Origin of the sequence: Salipaludibacillus sp. CF4.18 (genome assembly GCF_051262595.1) — a bacterium.
Taxonomy (GTDB): domain Bacteria; phylum Bacillota; class Bacilli; order Bacillales; family Salisediminibacteriaceae; genus Salipaludibacillus; species Salipaludibacillus neizhouensis.
In genome coordinates, this window is record NZ_JBIMEV010000025.1 from 1 (window position 1) to 17970 (window position 17970).

15 protein-coding genes and 1 pseudogene are annotated in these 17970 nt (G+C 36.6%); 3 read left to right on the forward strand and 13 right to left on the reverse strand.

The window, feature by feature from the left end:
• Positions 1-232: 232 nt before the first annotated feature.
• From nhaC to ACHABW_RS14875, 3 genes and pseudogenes are all read left to right on the forward strand, one after another.
• The gene (nhaC, locus tag ACHABW_RS14865) at positions 233-1654 is read left to right on the forward strand and encodes a Na+/H+ antiporter NhaC (protein ID WP_435756289.1); all 1422 of its coding nucleotides are present in this window, start codon (positions 233-235) and stop codon (positions 1652-1654) included.
• Positions 1655-1900: 246 nt separating this feature from the next.
• Positions 1901-2101: a hypothetical protein gene (locus ACHABW_RS14870; RefSeq protein ID WP_435756183.1), complete on the forward strand. Its 201-nt coding sequence runs from the start codon at positions 1901-1903 to the stop codon at positions 2099-2101.
• 21 nt (positions 2102-2122) lie between these two features.
• A pseudogene (locus ACHABW_RS14875) lies at positions 2123-2368 on the forward strand (OsmC family protein); the annotation flags it as partial.
• Positions 2369-2435: 67 nt separating this feature from the next.
• Here ACHABW_RS14875 and ACHABW_RS14880 read toward each other — a convergent pair.
• From ACHABW_RS14880 to ACHABW_RS14940, 13 genes are all read right to left on the reverse strand, one after another.
• Positions 2436-3536 carry a tRNA-dihydrouridine synthase gene (locus ACHABW_RS14880; RefSeq protein WP_435756185.1) on the reverse strand — a complete coding sequence of 367 codons (1101 nt, stop codon included), beginning with the start codon at positions 3534-3536 and terminating at the stop codon, positions 2436-2438.
• 459 nt (positions 3537-3995) lie between these two features.
• Positions 3996-4520, reverse strand: a complete 525-nt coding sequence (locus ACHABW_RS14885) for a GNAT family N-acetyltransferase (RefSeq protein WP_435756187.1) — start codon at positions 4518-4520, stop codon at positions 3996-3998.
• A 21-nt stretch (positions 4521-4541) separates the two neighbouring features.
• The gene (locus ACHABW_RS14890; protein ID WP_435756189.1) at positions 4542-4994 is read right to left on the reverse strand and encodes a MarR family winged helix-turn-helix transcriptional regulator; all 453 of its coding nucleotides are present in this window, start codon (positions 4992-4994) and stop codon (positions 4542-4544) included.
• Positions 4995-5354: 360 nt separating this feature from the next.
• Complete coding sequence (gene pdxA / locus ACHABW_RS14895) at positions 5355-6353, reverse strand: 4-hydroxythreonine-4-phosphate dehydrogenase PdxA (RefSeq protein WP_435756190.1); 999 nt, start codon at positions 6351-6353, stop codon at positions 5355-5357.
• The gene (locus ACHABW_RS14900; RefSeq protein WP_435756192.1) at positions 6350-7642 is read right to left on the reverse strand and encodes a four-carbon acid sugar kinase family protein; all 1293 of its coding nucleotides are present in this window, start codon (positions 7640-7642) and stop codon (positions 6350-6352) included. The genes pdxA and ACHABW_RS14900 overlap by 4 nt, the downstream gene beginning before the upstream one ends.
• A gap of 73 nt (positions 7643-7715) precedes the next feature.
• A complete protein-coding gene (locus ACHABW_RS14905; protein ID WP_435756194.1) occupies positions 7716-8717 on the reverse strand; it encodes a 2-keto-3-deoxygluconate permease in 1002 nt (333 codons plus the stop codon).
• A 168-nt stretch (positions 8718-8885) separates the two neighbouring features.
• Positions 8886-10679, reverse strand: a complete 1794-nt coding sequence (locus tag ACHABW_RS14910; protein WP_435756196.1) for a PrpR N-terminal domain-containing protein — start codon at positions 10677-10679, stop codon at positions 8886-8888.
• A 388-nt stretch (positions 10680-11067) separates the two neighbouring features.
• Positions 11068-12036, reverse strand: a complete 969-nt coding sequence (locus ACHABW_RS14915) for a carbohydrate kinase family protein (protein WP_435756198.1) — start codon at positions 12034-12036, stop codon at positions 11068-11070.
• Positions 12036-13517, reverse strand: a complete 1482-nt coding sequence (locus ACHABW_RS14920; RefSeq protein ID WP_435756200.1) for a glycoside hydrolase family 32 protein — start codon at positions 13515-13517, stop codon at positions 12036-12038. Before ACHABW_RS14920 ends, ACHABW_RS14915 begins: the two co-directional genes overlap by 1 nt.
• Positions 13518-13543: 26 nt before the next feature.
• Entirely contained in the window at positions 13544-14386 is an 843-nt protein-coding gene (locus tag ACHABW_RS14925; protein ID WP_435756202.1) for a carbohydrate ABC transporter permease, read from the reverse strand.
• Complete coding sequence (locus tag ACHABW_RS14930; RefSeq protein WP_435756204.1) at positions 14386-15258, reverse strand: carbohydrate ABC transporter permease; 873 nt, start codon at positions 15256-15258, stop codon at positions 14386-14388. Before ACHABW_RS14930 ends, ACHABW_RS14925 begins: the two co-directional genes overlap by 1 nt.
• A gap of 59 nt (positions 15259-15317) precedes the next feature.
• Complete coding sequence (locus ACHABW_RS14935) at positions 15318-16601, reverse strand: ABC transporter substrate-binding protein (protein WP_435756206.1); 1284 nt, start codon at positions 16599-16601, stop codon at positions 15318-15320.
• Between the two features lie 144 nt (positions 16602-16745).
• Positions 16746-17714, reverse strand: a complete 969-nt coding sequence (locus ACHABW_RS14940; protein WP_435756208.1) for a LacI family DNA-binding transcriptional regulator — start codon at positions 17712-17714, stop codon at positions 16746-16748.
• Between the last annotated feature and the right edge of the window lie 256 nt (positions 17715-17970).

Genomic DNA, 17970 nt, shown 5'->3' on the forward strand with positions numbered 1-17970 from the left:
CTTCCAAATAGACAAATGATACCTTTAACGTATTCTAAGTGTGAGAAGACATGCGTATGCTTTGGTGTATGATCTTTTTGTACTGATATTTTTTTAATCTCCCTACCTCTTCACTTATCACCCTTGATCACCAAGGATTACACCCATCATCCAAGCAAGCAGTTAGAATGATGCAGAGAACCGTCCCTTCGCTTCCAATCAAACAAGAGGAGGAAAAGATTTGGAACAAAACATGGAAAAGGATAAGAGGGAAATGCCTTTTTTACTCGCCATTCTTCCAGTGATCATTATGATTACGGCGATGCTTATTACGATTGTGGTGTTAGAGGGTGCCCCTCATATGCCTTTAATTCTCGGTACGGTTGTTGCTGCTTTTATTGCATGGAGAACGGGCTATACCTGGGATGAAATCCAGTCCAGCCTTTACAAAGGAATTAATTTAGCTCTGCCTGCAGTAGTTATTATTTTGATGGTTGGGATCATTATTGGTGCTTGGATAGGTGGCGGGGTTGTCGCGACAATGGTTTACTATGGCTTGCAATTAATTACCCCATCTCTATTTTTAGTGACGATTACCCTTCTTTGTATCATTGTATCGCTTTCGATAGGAAGCTCTTGGTCAACGATGGGCACCATTGGGGTTGCTGGCATGGGAATTGCTTTAAGTATGGGGATACCTGCTCCAATGGCTGCCGGGGCAATCATCTCTGGTTCCTACTTTGGCGATAAAATGTCTCCACTGTCTGATACAACGAATCTCGCGTCAGGACTGACGGGAACAGATTTATTTGCACATATTCGAAATATGCTTTATACGACCATTCCAGGGATTGTGATTGCACTTATTGTTTATTGGATGTTGGGAAGGAGATTCGGGGAAGGATCGATAGACTTACAGAGTATTGAGGAAACGATGAGCGCCATGCAAGCGAATTTCATTATTTCTCCTTGGCTGCTCTTAGTTCCCGCCATTGTTATCCTCCTTATCGCACTAAAGGTCCAGGCAATACCTGCACTCACTGTAGGAATTATCGCCGGATTTTTAAGTCATATTTTCATCCAGTCAGGTTCTGTCGCTGATGCGGTTAGCACATTGCAAGCAGGGTATGTACTTGAAAGTGGGAATGAAACCGTAGACTCGCTTTTTAATCGTGGTGGGCTTGAATCGATGATGTATACGGTTTCCCTTACAATTGTGGCGATGACTTTTGCGGGAGTAATGGAAAACACAGGTATGTTACGCGCTATTGTCAGTCGAATCTTAGCATTTGCCAGGACGAGTAGGAAGCTGGTTGCAGCCACGGTCCTATCTTCCTTTTTCACGAATGTTACAGCTTCAGAGCAATATATCTCTGTCATCGTCCCTGCTAGAATGTATGCCAAGGCATTTCAGGATATGAAACTTCATCCGAAAAATTTATCACGCGCCATTGAAGATGGAGGCACACTAACCTCTGTTTTTGTCCCATGGAATACATGTGGTGTATTTATCTTTGGAACGTTAGGTGTCCATGCGTTTGATTACGGTCCATATGCGATTTTAAACTTTGCCGTTCCTATTATTGCGATTATTTATGCCACGATCGGGTTTAATATAATTAAATTAACGGATACTCCAGCTAGTGAAAAAGGGGACGTGACAAGAACGATATAAATGAACGTTAAATACCTGCGTTATGATTTCTGGCGCAGGTATTTTATTTGTTCTGATGAATGGGCCCTCGGAACGCACCACCTCTGTCATGTACCGCACTTACCAAGGAATTACATGATCTTTTTTAGCTAGAACCTTACAACCATGTGCCTATAACATTTGCTCTCGTTTTTAAAAACAGATAAAGTTTATTTGGTTGTATTAAAAGAAACCTGTGTTGTATCCTAATCTAAAGGTGGTGATTACATGAGTGAACCAATCGAATTAACCGAAATAACAATACTCCAAAAGGATACTGCAAATAAAATACGTGAAGCAACTATCAGCGGATTTGATGAACCAGTATTGTATGGCGTGCATGGGGGAGTAAAGAAATTTTATGGGGTTGAACCTGAAATTGAATATCCTTCCACGCTTGATCATATTGTATCTGCTGCTGGAGGTTGACTAGTTGGAACCCTTTCTGGCGCGCTGGAAGCGCGTAAAATCCCAACAACAAATAATGTTTCAGCAAAAGTTCAAGGTACAATAGAAGCACCTGAAGGCGTATTAAAAATAACAAAAATCAGCTGTCATTACGATGTCAAAGTTCCAAGTGGAAAAAAGGATGCAGCTGAAAGAGCTTTGTCAGTTTTTGAACAATATTGCCCTGTAGCTCAGACCCTTAAAGGCGCTGTAGAATTTAAACACACATGGGTAGTTGAGGAATATTAATCAATTTCAAAAAGAGATTTACCTTATTAGAAGGTAAATCTCTTTTTTTGCCTTTAGATATTCACAATTAATATAACTCTTCTTCAAACTCTTTTATTTTAGCATTTGGATGTAAAAATTTTTCTGGATTAAATTCGTTTATTGTTCCATCCTTTTGCACTTTATTGACCCAATCAGGATTAACTAATGCTCCTGTACCTAGTGTAATAAGATCTGCTTCACCCTTTTTAATAATTTCTTCTGCTTTTTCAGGTTCATGTAAATTACCGTTAGCAAAGATTGGCACGTCTCCATACTTTTTGGCAAAAGCAGCTAAAGTTTTCCCATTTTCTTCAAAAGCAGGATTCATTGCATCATTTTCTGTGACATGAATAAAATCTGCTCCAGCTTTAGATATACTACTAAAAATAATTTCAGCGTCACTTTCCCCATTTGCCCATTTGTGGTCATAGTCGTTTACTTTCCCTTGCGAAATACGGATACCAACAGGGAATTCAGCTCCAACTTGCTCACGAACTGCTTGTAAAACTTCTACTAATAGACGAACACGATTTTCGATCGATCCACCATATTGGTCTGTTCTTTTATTTGTATAATCCGTTAAAAACTGGTCCAAGATATATCCGTTTGCACCATGAATCTCTATGCCATCAAACCCTGCTTGTTTTGCTCGCACTGCCGAATTGGCAAAGCTTTGGACCACTTCTTTTATATCTTCACTGGTCATTTCTTTAGGAATGGAAAATTCACCGCTACCACCATAAAAGCCCAGTTGTTCTCCTTTAGGTTTTACCGCAGAGGGACCTATCGTTTCGTTCTTATATCTATTCCCCTGTGATAACGCACCTGCATGCATAATCTGACAAAAGATTTTCGCTCCATTTTCGTGTACAGACTTAATCACTTTTTTCCATTCCTCAACTTGTTTATCATTTGCTATTCCAGGTTGATCATTATATCCTTGGCTATACTGTTCATCAGGATATGTACCTTCCGTAATGATTAAACCAAATCCACCTTTTGTAAACTTCGTATAATAATTTGCCATTTGGTTGGTGACCAATCCATCTTCTGTTGCACTTGTTCTCGTCATAGGTGCTAATCCTACTCTATTTTCAAGATCAACACTAGATATATTTAATGATTTTAATACATGTCTTTCCGTCATATTTACCACCTTCTCATCTATGTTGATTTAAATTTTTAAAATTTATTGACGCGTTTTTCCAAGAGTACCTAAACAAATAATTCTTCACCCCCCACCAATCTTTTTACCCATTTTTAATACCGCTAAATCATAGCCTTTTAACACCACCGCTATTTACATTTATTTTCTTCCTAAATCCATTTTTTAGTCATTTATTGATATGATTGAGAGTACTTTGGTAAATAGGAAATAGGAATATCCTATTTCCTTAGTATAAAAAATTCTCCGATTGATGGTGGAAGAAAGGATATAAATTTCGTAGTTCCACCGCATTACCATTCTTATAGATAATGAAATTTACGGGCTTATACAACACATGAAAAACGACCTATTATCACGTTTAGGTCTTTTTATTTGTCAAAAAGTCCGATTCCCTCCCCTTTAAGAATCCTCCTCTTCCAATGAAGCAGAGAACCGTCCCTATGCTTCTCGGAGTGTTTTAGCCATGATAGAGTCGGTTTGTTCTTCGTCCCCCATATAAAACGAGTGCGCTCCTGTTTGGACAAACCCCATTTTCTTATAAAAAGCAATGGCATTTTCATTTTTTTCCCAAACGCCTAGCCAGATTTTCTTTTTATTTCGTTCCACTGCAATGTCCATTGCTTTATTTAGCAGATATTTACCAAGCCCAAGTTTTTGAAAGTTGTTCTTAATATAAATCCTCTCGATTTCAAGCGTTTCCTCCCCCATTTCTTCAGACTGGGCATCATCGGTATTGACCTTTAAATATCCAGCTACTTCATTATTCACATAAACAAAAAAGAATTCCGAGGAGAATATAAACAATTCCTTTTCCAGCTGTTTTAAGTTAAACGCTTCTTCTATATAGGCTTTCATATTTTCAGGTGAATTCTGATCTTTAAATGTATCGTTGAACGTGTCGATACTTATTTCTTGGAGTAGTTGTAAATAGTCAATATTGCCCTTTTTTATATCTATAGTCATGTTTTCTCGCTCCTTTTATCCTCAATAAGTTCTCTTGTTCCCCTTTTTTACAAACTCCCAGTCTTTTTCTATATTTTTTCTTACTCTTTGAAGAAGGTTGAAAAGGCTTTCTGTTTCTCTTTCGGAAAAATCCGCTAATGCGACACTATTTGAATGCTCATTTTCTCTTATTATTAAAGGATAAACAGTTTTCCCTTTCTCCGTTGGAAAGAGTTTTTTATTTTTTTTGTTATGGTTATCTTCTTTCTTTTCAATAAAGCCATTCATCTCAAGTTTTTTTATCGCACGAGCTGCTGATGTTCGATCTACTTTTATCATCTCTGCTAATTTTTCTTGAATGATTCCTGGATTTTCACATATTCGCACAAGGTACGAATACTGTCCTTTTGTAAGGTCAAATTCTTTAAATTCTATATTACTTATAGAATCTAAGGCCCTTGCTATCATTCCAATTTCACGTAGGATTTCCTTCATCGTGACCCTCCTTTGTACATAATTTATTGTAAATGCAACAAAAAAGCACATATTAAATTTAACTTATTTTTATTGCATTTGCAACAAAAAGTAATCGGTATATATAGGAGAAACTAGTAAGTAAGCATAGAGATAATTCTCGAAATCCAGTCCATTTTCGATGATTGTTTATAAGAAAAACGACCTAAACATGAGTAATCATCACGTTTAAGTCGTTTTTATATAGCGAAACTTCCGATGGATCTTTTAAGAACGGGCCCTTTGCTTCGAATGAAGCAGAGAACCGTCCCTATGTATCCTAAAAACTAGTCAGTACCTGTATTCCCAATCCGTTGAAAAAGAAGCACAATCTATGGCTTCCTATTTTATTGTTGGGGCCAATTCTATTGCAGATTTAATTGCTTCTAGGAGACTTCTTTCATCAGCTATGTTTTTCCCGGCGATATCAAAGGCGGTACCATGATCTACAGATGTTCGGATCACTCCACCATTTAGTCCAACGGTAATATTAACACCCGCTTCAAGACCCATGACTTTAATCGGTCCATGACCTTGATCATGATAACAAGCTACAACCATATCGAAATCTCCTCTACCAGCACGGAAAAATAGCGTGTCTGCTGGATGTGGACCAGAAGCGTTGATCCCTTCCTCTTTCGCTCTTTCAATTCCAGGGATTAGTTTTGTTTCTTCTTCTCCATTACCGAAAAGTCCATTTTCACCGGCGTGAGGATTGATACCACAGACGGCAATACTCGGGTTAACAATTCCGGCTCTTGTTAATGTTTCGTGAGCAAGCTTTATAACATTATACGTTCTCTCCGGATTAATCATTTCAATTGCTTTAATTATCCCTACATGGGTCGTTAAGTGAATGACCTTAAGCTTTGGTGACGTAAGCATCATCGCAAAATCTTCTGTTTCTGTTAAAGTTGCAAGAATTTCCGTGTGACCTGGATACATATGCCCCCCTTTATGCAGAGCTGCTTTGTTTAATGGAGCAGTACATATAGCTTGAATTTTATTCTCTTTTGCTAAATCGATCGCTGTCTTAATATATTGAAAAGCTGCATTTCCCGCTTCCGCCGAAATCTCCCCAAACTTTAAATCACTAGACAGGAGGTCAAGGTCCATGCAATCGATCGTGCCAAACTGGAATTCAGCCTCTTCCAATTGATTAATGGAACGAATCGTAACATTTGAATCTGTGATTATGGCAGCTCGCTTAAGCATTTTTGAGTCTCCAATGACAAGGGGATGGCAATTGCCATATACTTCTTCCGTTGATAAACTTTTCACAATGATTTCTGGACCTATTCCAGCTGCATCACCCATGGTTATCCCAATTATTGGTTTCATTCACTTTCAACTCCTTGCAAAATTTTTGTTGATTTCATAAAGGTATCTTCTGTCCCAAATGCACCAGCCTTTGTAACGGCATAAATATTATTACGTCCGATTAATTTACCGATTGGAACACCCGTTTCTATTTCATCAATAAGTTGTATCCCGTTGACTTCGATGCTTTGACAAACTTGTTTTGCTGTATCTCCACCAGTCAAAATGATTCCTTTTATCGAAGTATCTTGGATCAATTTATCTGTTAAATAACCGAGTCGTTTAACAATTAAATTACTCACTTCTGTATTTGTTAGCCCTGCATTTTCTCCTATCAATTGCGCCTCTTTTATAGCTTCACTATCACCTGTTGAAAAAAGAGCAACGTGCTTACCTTTGCGAAAAATAGTCTTCGCTTTTTGATAGGCTATCTCTATTTCCTTTTCCCAACTTTGTTCTGAAATGAGCAAAGGAGCTGTTAATTCTACCCCTTCAACCAACTCATGACCTAAGAAGACTTCTAATTGTTTTCTTGTAATAGAACTAACACTACCCACAACTAGTAAAACAGGGTGATTGTTTTTTTCAATCGTATGATTTACTACTTTTTCTTCTATGTTATAAATTTCTGGTAGATAATTTGCAAGACCTGCAGATCCTAACCAGATAACGTTATATTCACAGTCATGAACAAACCTCGCAACTTTCTCTAAATCTTCTTCTGTTTCACTATCAAATACAAGATATGGAATATTTTTTTTTGCATATTCATCCATTTTCGCTTTTACACTACTAAAACCATTTCTTATTTCTTCATTTCTAATGTAACCAAAAGGACGATTTGTCTGTTTTTGAAAAACATGGCCAATATGTGAATCTTCTACAGGACATTTTGGATCATTGGCAATTTCTGATTCATTTACTGGAACATCATGTAAATATAAATGTCCCGATTTAATTTTTCTCCCATTTTTCGGATAAGCCGGCGCAATGATGACGAAATCAGGTTGGAACTCATCATAAACTGCATCCACCTCAATACCAAGATTTCCTCTAAGCGTCGAATCTATTTTTTTATAAATAACATCAAATTTGTTTTCTTTCAAAAAACCAGCTGCTTTTCGGACCCTGTCATATGCCTTATTTTGATCTATGGACCTACTATCCGTATCAATGACTATCGCATCATCTGTCCTCGTATCCGTATTCGATAAGTTAAAACGGACAGATGTTTGTAGACCGTATCGGGAAAGTTGTACACCGCTATCATTTGCACCCGTTAAATCATCTGCGATTATTCCTATACGCATGTCATTCACCTCTTATAGAAAAGCCCCAGTCAAGCAACTAGGGCATTCTTTTTGTTTTACCTAAACTTCCATTTTATTTACTTTCAACACTAACTGGGGTTTTATCTATATATTGTTCTAGTTTTCCTTTTTTCTCTAACCTTTTAACTATAAAGGCTATATATAAAGGTAACAAGATAGCAGTAGTCACTGTACTTGCTGCAACTTGAACTGTCGCTATATCCGCAACACTAGCAAATGAAGCATTAGCACCCGCAATAGCTGCGGGGGTAGCAACGGCGTTTCCAGCTGTAGACCCTTCGGAAGCACCCACAATTGGATTCCAATTAAATGCTTTAAAAACAAAATAACCTGCAGTACCAGTAAATAGAACCGTTACGATACCAAGCACCACACCACCGAGTCCACCTTCAATAATTGCGGTAAAGTTAATACCCATTCCTAACGCGAATGCAAAAAATGGAATTAACATGTCGCTTCCTTTGCTTAAAAATTCTCTCATTTCTGAATCTAAGTTTCCTAGAACCATACCGATAACAATCGGTAATAAAACAGAGATAAAGGAAGTAAGGGAAAATAAGCCGTCAACAAATCCCATTGCTCCAAAAATAGATAATGCTACCATCGTTAAGAACGGACCATCATTTAACGCTAAGATGGAATAAGCAGCCTTATCATCTTCTTTTCCGTATTGCCCAACAACTGCCATATATAATCCACCATTACTGTTTGTCATAGCGGCAATGATGGCAATTGGAGCTAATCCGAAAAATAGTCCATTTTCGCCAGCAAGATAATATGCAATTAACCCGAAAGTCGCACCAACAATCCATTTAACACTTAATAATGTTGCACCCTTTCCTAAGGAAACACCAACATTTCGTACATTAATTTGTGCCCCTGCACATAATAGAAATAATGCGATTAATGCCCCTGCACTGTCAACAAATAGTGCCTGTGTGAAATTTCCAATTCTCAGTAAATCTGGGGCTACCGTATTAATAAATGCTGCTAATAGCAACGGTACAACCATCATACCACCAGGAATCCTGTCTAATGTCGCTTTTATTCTCATCTTACTACCTCCTATAATATATGATTATGTCGCAAAATGAAACAGTTTTTAATAAAAAAATAATTAAAAACGTTTACATTTTATATTGTAAGATTGATAGTTTAAAAAAGCAATGGTTATTATACAAAAAATAAAATAACGTTGCAATAAGCAACGTTATTTTTAAAGTTAACCTTTTAATTTCCGCCATAGTGTTGTCCGGTTAATGCCAAGTCGTTTTGCCGCTTGCGATTGATTCATATTTTCTTCTTCTAGTACTTGAGCGATGATCTCTTTTTCAATTTCGTCTAACGGTTTCGTTAAATCGATCGTATTAACAAACGACTTTTTCTCGTTTTCCCTTAATCCCATTAATTTTACTTGTTCTTTTTCAATAAAATCGCTGTAAGTCATTTTAACAAACTCTTTTATTGTATCTTTCAATTCGGTGACATTTTTATAGCTCCAGTCCTTAAGATAGAGCTCTTTTAATACCTCTTGTCTTACCCCGACGATTTGTTTCCCATACTTAGCGTTATATTTGGCAATAAAAATTCGAATTAACTCTTCTAAATCTTCCATACGTTCTCGTAAAGGGGGGATAAAAAGAGCCTCAACTTCCATTTTTCGGATGAAATTTTTGTGAAGGATGTTGTTCTTAATCAACATATTAGGGTGTTGATTAAAAGCGAAAATAAACCTAACCCTCGATGTGTTATTCGCCATTTCGTCAATGACATGTTGATTTTCTAAAGACAAATATTCTACCCCTTTCAGATAAATAGTAGCCCTATCGAGGTGGTCAATCAAATGAACAATTCTTGAAATATTAGCGGTTGTTGAGTCATTGATTTCTATCTCAATGAAGTCTCCCTCCATTAAATCGCTTGCTGTATGAATTGAATGGGCAATAAACCTCTTCCCTGTCCCTTCTTCCCCATAGATGATTATGTTTTTTTCTAACTCTGCTAGTTTCTTCGCCTTTTCTAAAACGTCCATCATGTGAGGACTACTCGTTACTATTTGAGCAAATGACGTAGGAAAAAGGTGATTACGTAAGATTTGGATACCTGATTCCATTTCTTTATCCAACGGCTTTTTGTGGATGGTTACATAAAAAAAGTATTTACCTGCACGTTTAAAACGACCACCATTTATCGTTGTTGTTAAATGTTTAAAGTTAATGATTTCATTTGGAACATAAGTTTGTTCTTCTAATTGAATCAATCTTTGTAAAAATTGATTTACTTCTAGCGGAAGGTCAAACCTGGATTGCATTAAGTCCCCTTGCACTTTCCCAAAAAAGCTAGAAAATGCTTGATTACAATAGATAAATTCACCATTTTCATCCATGATCGCAATGCCATCTTGATAATTAGACAATAACGATTGAAAAATAGATAGTTGATTTCTTTTTTGTTCCAACACTTTAGCCATATCCAATACTTGATGAAATGCCTCAAGAACAGACTCCTTTCCAGAGGTTATCATCATTCCTTGTAATCCGTTTTCTTGAGCAGTTCTAACCGTAACGGTATCCCCTAAAATAACTTGCGCTCCTGCGTTTTTAGCTTCTAATACGGCGTTGTTCACTTCTTCTTCTTGGTCAATCGTTGTATAGGCAATCTGAATATCCAAAAGTTGCGCAATAGATAGTACACCCTCACAAATATTCGGAAATCCTATCAGCTGTACTTTCATTTTATAGTCTTTAATTAACGTTAAAGCTCTAATAATATCGTAACCTGACACTTTAATCTCGATGACAGGAATTTGTGAATATTGCTGAATTAACTTTGCTGTTCCCCCACGACTAATAATAAAATCAATATGTTGTTGTTCGTAATATTGAATAAGTGGAATGGATGCACTTAAATCCGCTTCTTTCACAATAACATCCAGTTCCGGTTGTTCCTTTAACAAAGTTAATGATAATTCTCTGAGCCCTCTATATGGAGCGATAAGTAAAACCTTTGTTTTCATGATATTCACACCCCTGTTGCATTTTGCTATAGTTCATTATAGCTTTCATAAAACCTTCTGTCTATGGAGATAGTAGCTCAGTTCACATCCTATGATATACACCTTAAACAAGAAGGTTATGAAGGGGTAGGAAAAGAATTTTGGAAGTCCCAGAACAAAACAAAGGGATGGAAGCAGAACTAGTCAAAAGATTTTCAAATTCAAGAGATATAAAAATAAGCATAAGCCCTTGGAGAGAAACTTCCGAGGGCTTAATTTTTTAGTTATCCATGTTTACTCGTATAGATGTACCCTGTTTCCTAATAACTACATTGAAATGAATTAGGGCCAGGAACTACAAAAAGACATTGTAGTTCCTGGCCCTTTGATAACAAGATCTTAACCAATATCACTCACTTTTCTGAAAAAAAGTTACTACTTCCTCCGCAGATGGTAAAGCACTAATCGCACCATTTTTCGTTGTGACCATTGCTGCTACGGAGTTTGCAAAGGTCCCCATAGTAACTAATTCTTCCGCTGTTAAGTCTGAAAGTTTTTTATCCATTAATGAAAATTGATATAAGAATGCGCCAATAAAAGAATCTCCTGCTCCCGTCGTATCAATCGACTGAACATCAAATCCTGGCACACTTATTTCCTTTTCATCTATAAAAAACGTCACACCTTCTTTACCTTTTGTTAGAATTAATAACTTGATAGGTTTAGACAGTAGATGGTTAATTCCTTCTTCTTCTGTATCTTTTCCTGTAATGAAGCTTAGTTCGTCATCGCTGACTTTCAAAACATCCGCATCAGGAATAAATTCTTGAATCGTTTGAGCATATAATGCTTGATCATCCCAAAGGTTTTTTCTTACATTAGGATCAAAAACTACTAATCCGCCTTTTTCCTTTACCTTTTTGATTGCTTCGATATGCGCATATTTCACTTCACTTTCAATCAAACTAACAGAGCAAAAGTGTAAGATATCATTGTCTGTAAAAGTAATCTTTTTTATATAGTCCCTTTCTAAAAGCATATCAGCACTAGGTTTCCGGTAAAAAGCAAATTCCCGTTCGCCACCCTGTTTTAACGCAACAAAAGCTAATGCCGTGTTGGCTTTATTCGTGTGCAACATGTGGGTAACATCTACGTTATTTTCAGCTAACACTCTTTTTAAGTAGTAGCCAAACATATCTTCTCCAACTTGACCAATAAAAGCACTCTTTCCTCCCAGTTTTGCAATAGTAGCTGCAACATTAGCAGGTGCGCCACCAGGTGCTTTTTTAAAACTGTCGACCTCACTCATAGAAACGCCTACCTCGTGAGGAATAAAATCGATTAGAGCCTCTCCAATTGTATATACTTTTTTCATCATTAAACCTCTATATCCCATTTATCTAGACGAACAATCTCTACTTCGCCTTCAGCGGTAATTTTTATATTATCCGCCTTTTTTGTTGGATATATAGTAGAAGTTAACGTGTATTTGCCCTGATTTGCAAACACTTCTATCGATGTCCAATCTAGGAAAACTTCTAAATCGATTTTATTATTTTCTGGCTTACAATAAACGGAGCGTTTATACACATGTTCCTCTTCATTACCCACAAGGTCAATACCACTGTTTATCCGATTTAGTTCTAGAATACTTGTTTCACAATCGTAGCTTAACAGTGTTCTTTCATCCTGATTGGAACGAACTTCTAAGTCAAATCTTTTTCCAGCTTTTACATCTAAAACTAATTCGATAGCACTAACTTCAGCGGATAACTCCTGAAACTCTTTTGTCTCATCTGATAGTTTAATAGTGTCGTAACTTTGTCTATTGGTATAGTGATTTTTGATTTCTGAAACAGGTCTTTGATAGACATGATTGTTTTTTATAAAAAGTTCCCTCGGTAACGTCATCGAACCAGCCCAACCATGCTGCTTAGTCTCCGTTGGAATGTTTCTTCCCCACATTTGCATCCAGGAAATCATGATTCTTCTATTTTTGTCATCTTTAATCGTTTGTGGAGCATAGAAGTCTAGACCATAATCCAATTCTTCAACGGTTTCTTTATAAAAAACTCCTTTTCCCCAATCCATTTCTCCAATAACAGCGAGAACGGAGTGTGTATTTAGGAATTTGTTTTCTTTTTTCGGTAATCCATCGACGGAGAACAGTAGAACATCCTTGCCATCTAATTCGAAAAGATCAGGGCACTCCCACATCGGTCCATCCTCTATTTCCCCTTTAAACATGACAGAAACAAACTCCCAATCTAGTAAATCAATCGATTTATATAGAAGAATTTGTCCTCCACCATCTTCTTTTTTAGAAGCGATTAAAGAATAATAGAAATCACCCTTCTTCACTACTTTCGGGTCCCTGAAGTCCTGTGGTTTTGCATTTTTCGGCAAATCAGCTTCAGTTATAACCGGGTTTTGTTCCACTTTCTCAAAATTAATGCCATCTGAGGAAACAGCTATACATTGTACTTGTCTTATATCTTCTTCTGTCTCTCCCTCAATATGCCCAGTGTACATTAAATAGAGTTTTCCATCTTTTTCGATAGCTGTTCCAGAAAAACAACCATCTTTGTCATAAGATTGATCTGGAGCTAGGGCAACGGGAACGTTTTCCCATTTAATTAAATCTTTACTTTTTGAATGCCCCCAATGCATGGGCCCCCATACCGCTTTATACGGATAGTATTGATAAAATAAATGATATTCACCTTTATAATAAATAAATCCATTTGGATCATTAATCCACCCAATCGGTGCCATAACATGATAATCATTTCTATAGTCAGCTATTATACGCTCTTTATTTTCCTCAATATAAGTATTCGCTTGTTTTAGTGTAAACATTATTGTCCCCCTGTAAATAATTCTCTCTACTTAATACCCGTTCCAGATCCACCGAGTCCCTGGAGTATATACTTCTGAGCAAATATATATACGATAATCAGTGGTATCGTTGAAATCGTAAGGATTGCCATTACCTGATTGGTATAAACAGGCTGGGTTGTATTTATATTTGTAATAGCCACTTGGAGTGGAAACTTGTCTGTATCTGTTAATACCATTAATGGCCATAAATAATCATTCCAACTAGCGATAAAGGATAGTATTCCAACAGTAGCAACTGCAGGTTTGGACATCGGTAATACAATTTTCCAAAAGACAATCCAATTATTTGCCCCATCTAATTTGACCGATTCTATAATTTCATCTGGCACCGACCTAAAAAAGTTTCTAAACAGGTAGATGAAAAACATGTTCCCAATCATCGGCAAAACAACCGCTAATCGTGTATTAAGAATTCCTAACGTGTGTGCCACCGTAAACTGGGTAATGATAATAGTTTCCACTGGTACAATTAACAACACTAGTAATACACCAAATAACAACTTCTTCCCTCTAAATTCAAATTTAGCAAAAGCAAACCCTGCCATCGCATTAACCAAAATAGAACCCACAGTGATTGTTACCGCATAGATAATACTGTTGATTACATATTGGGGAATATCAAATCTCGAAAATAATTCTTTATATGTTAGAAACCATTGAGAAACATCAAGTGAAGGGAGCAAAGATTGTACGCTGCCCATATCAAGATAAATCTCAGCTTCAGGCTTCATGGAAGAAACGATCATCCATAACAAAGGAAAGATAAATATACATGCTAACAAAATCAGAAAAAAGTATTCGATTGATTTCTTAAGTTTCTTGTTCATTAGATGTCATCCTCCTTCGTTAACCTACTTTGTAGCAGTGTTACAATACCAATTATTATTCCGAAAATAACGGTCATCGCACTCGAGTATCCAATCATTCGATCCGAGAATCCCGATTGATAAATATAATAGACCGGTGTCATGGTAGAATTCATTGGTCCACCTTGTGTCATAACCATCGGTTGAATGATTAATTTAAATGCAGAGATCAATGTCGTAATCATAATTAGAACAGAAGTGGGCTTTAACAAAGGCAACGTAATATAAAAAAAGTTTTGCCATTTGTTAACACCATCAATTTTCCCTGCTTCATAAACTGTAGATGGAATATTTTGAAGACCCGCTAGAAAAATTAACATTTGATAGCCTGCGCCCTGCCAAGCGGAAACAAACACAATTGTCAACATCGCTTGCTTTGGACTGCTTAAGAATGGCTGAGCTTCAATGCCGATATTTGCTAGTAAACTATTAATCAAACCTTCTGATGGATTTAATAGATATAACCACAGTACGGATATAACAACTAATGACAGAACTACTGGAGAAAAATAGGCTACCTTGAAAAAAATATTTCCTTTTCTTGGTTTATTAATTAATAACGCTAATCCTAAAGCCGCTCCTACTTGAATTGGTATGACAAAAGCAACAAATAGGACGATGTTTTTTAAACTTTGAATAAAAATTGGGTCTTTAAAGATTGCAATAAAATTTTGCAATCCGATAAATTGACGCTGATCTGGCGTTAATAAATAATAATCCGTAAAAGCATAATAAATGGCCATTAAGGCAGGTATAACTAGGAATGTCCCTAATAATATCAATGCAGGTGCTAAAAACGAATATGCTGCTAAATTCTCCCTTTTTGTATTCATCAGTCAAAACTCCTTTGAAAGATTCCGACTTGGATACATCCAAGTCGGAGTAGCCTATCTTATTTCAACGCTTTTTCCATTTGACCGGTCTTATCATCTAACAATTTCTGTACATCACTATTTTCTTCATAGTAAGCGACATCGCTAACTGTTTGTTGGAAAACTCTACTTACCTGCGGATAGTTAGGTAAAACTGGTCTAGCATGTGCCGATTTTTGGTTCTGTTGAATTAAGACATTCATTTGAGGAGAAACTTTATCTTGCACTTCTTCAACAACGGAATGAGCTGCCGGAAGAACACTATTCGCTAAAGTAACTTCCGTTAAAGACTCTGTAGAAGTCATGAAATCAATCAATGCACCAGCTGCTTCCTGTTTTTCCGATGAAGAAGCCATCGCATATTGCCAGCTGCCTGATGGAGAAACTAATTCGTTTGTATCCGGAGAAGTCGGGTATGGCATAACACCATATTCCACATCTGGATAATCCTCCATTTCAGCAATGGTCCATGAACCACCGAACTTCAATGGGTACTCACCAGTATGGAACCCTTTTTCAACTGGAGTAATTGTCGTGTATCCCTCTTTAACCATATCCTGTATAAAACTAAAAGCTTTTACTGAATTTTCATCATTAAAATGGCCTTCCGCTGTCGATCCATCTTCAGACACTAAGTTTCCACCTTGTGACCATAAGAATGGTGAGAATGCATACATTAACCACTCACTTTTATCATCAAAAGCCATATCAATTGCAGCAGTGTCGTAAGTATTAACTAACGTTTCACTTAGCTCCATAAATTGAATCCAATCCCATGGTTGATCCACTGTTGGTAACGTTGATAAATCAATACCTGCATCTTCTAGCATTTGTTTATTATAGAAAATTCCAACACCAGATTCTGAGTACCCAACTGCATATAATTGTTCATCATAGGTTCCTTGTTGAATAATACTTGGTAATAAGTCATCTTTATTTGTTATATAATCACCAATTGGTGCAATCATTCCGGCCTCTGCATATGCCGCAGTATTAGGTCCATCCAAAGTTATAACATCTGGTAATGTATCTGTTGTTAAAGCGGCATTAATTTTATCTTCGTATCCGCCTCCAGCTCCACTCCTCGGAATAAACTCAATCTTAGCAGTGTATGTGCCTTCATTCTCTTCATTAAATCGATCAATAGTATTTTGCATTGCTTCCCCTTCAGGAGTTTCATCTGAAGTGTGGACCCAAATAGATACTTCATTTTCACTAGCACCTGATGATTCATTTTCGCCACCACAAGCTGTACCAATAATTGCCACCAAAATTAAAATAGTTAAAAACATAACTTTTTTCATGTCTAATTACCTCCCCTTATAGTAAATGTAAACGCCTACAACGAAATTATATGTCATCCGGTTTCATATGTCAACCGGATGACATATAATTTTAAAAAAATTTAAAATCTCTTGAAAAGTCTCAAATAATGGACCACCTAGCTGTTAGGTTGTCTCGCCTTCTATCAATCTAACAGGTAGGATCGTTTCCATTTGACTATGATCGCCTTCTTCATTTATTTCTTTAATTAAGATTTCAATCGTTTTTTCAGCAATCTCTTTTATTGGTTGTTGGATAGTACTTAATTCAGGTAGGAGTAATCTAGTTGTCTCTGTCCCGTCATAGCCAATAACTTTAAAATCGGAAGGTATGTTTACTTTCCTTATTTTTGCTTCTCTCATCACTGCTGAGGCAATCAGATCATCACTGGCAAAAATACTATCTACTTGTGGATTTTCATCGAATAATTGCTTAATAACTGCTTGATTATTTCCTTCTGTTTCATAGGTAATAGGAGTCAATTGATTGTCTCTCATAACATCCTCATATGCCTTTCTTCTTAAATTAGCAGGGGTCTCTAATAAAATCGGACCATTAATATGAATGATGTTTTGACAACCCTTATTAATTAATAACTGTGTGGCTTGTCTTCCACCATCATAATTGTCACTTGAAACAACAGGAATATTTCCTGATAAATAACGATCAACCCCAACAACTGGGAGAGTAGGTATATCGTATTCCTTTACTCCTCGATTATGAGCACCGGCTATGATTCCGTCCACTTGATTTCTCTGAAGCATCCTCAAATAACTTCTCTCTTTATCTTCTTGTCCTTGACTATTACACAACAAAATCTTATATCCTAAAGATGCTGCTGTATTTTCTATATGAAAAATAAGCTGTCCATAAAAAGGATTCGTTGTAGTAGGAAAAATAACACCAATTAAGAATGTTTTCTTTATAAACAACGACCTTGCAACATCATTTGGAAAATAATTAAGTTGTTTCATCGCTTCATCAACTTTTTTTCGAGTCTTTTCTCCTATATAACCTCGATTATTCAAAACTCTAGAAACAGTTGTTGGTGAAACACCAGCAACTTTTGCAACATCTGAAATTTTCGGCTTCACATTAAACTTCTCCTATCTGCTATTTTTCAAAATATGTAACGGTTACATTTTCGCTAAGTCGATGCTAATCTTACCATATTTTCAATTAAAAGTGGTAGCCAATACAAAAGACACCTATAGTAAAGGTGCCTGAGTTCGGTGTTTTTCTAAAAAAGGGCTAGGTACCGCAAATGGAGATTTTTCCACGAACGAACTGTACGTCATCTGTTCTTGGACTTAAATTAGCCTGTTCAATATTTAACGATTATCAGGTACA